Origin of the sequence: Delftia sp. ASV31 (genome assembly GCF_016428765.1) — a bacterium.
Taxonomy (GTDB): domain Bacteria; phylum Pseudomonadota; class Gammaproteobacteria; order Burkholderiales; family Burkholderiaceae_C; genus Comamonas; species Comamonas acidovorans.
In genome coordinates this window covers 1-310 of the sequence record NZ_JAELTK010000268.1, presented here as the reverse complement: position 1 = coordinate 310, position 310 = coordinate 1, and the positions used below count along the sequence as shown (strand labels likewise).

1 protein-coding gene is annotated in these 310 nt (G+C 76.8%); it reads left to right on the top strand.

The window, feature by feature from the left end:
* Positions 1–310 (top strand): hypothetical protein (locus JHD82_RS29340; RefSeq protein WP_199140434.1); only part of this gene is annotated, 310 nt, incomplete at both ends.

Sequence of the window (310 nt, the reverse complement as noted above, 5' to 3'; positions counted from 1 at the left end):
CCCCCCCCCCCCCCCCCCCCCCCCCCCCCCCCCCCCCCCCCCCCCCCCCCCCCCCCCCCCCCCCCCCCCCCCCCCCCCCCCCCCCCCCCCCCCCCCCCCCCCCCCCCCCCCCCCCCCTTTTTAATGAGACGGCGACCACCGAGATCTACACTGTTCGCATTTCGTCGGCAGCGTCAGATGTGTATAAGAGACAGGGACTGCACGGAGCCCGGCGAGTGCGGCGATGGCGCCCGGTGCGGCGATGGCGCCCGGTGCGGCCGGCGCCTGCGCGTTGTGCAGCTGACTGAAGGCACTCTTGAACATGTCCACC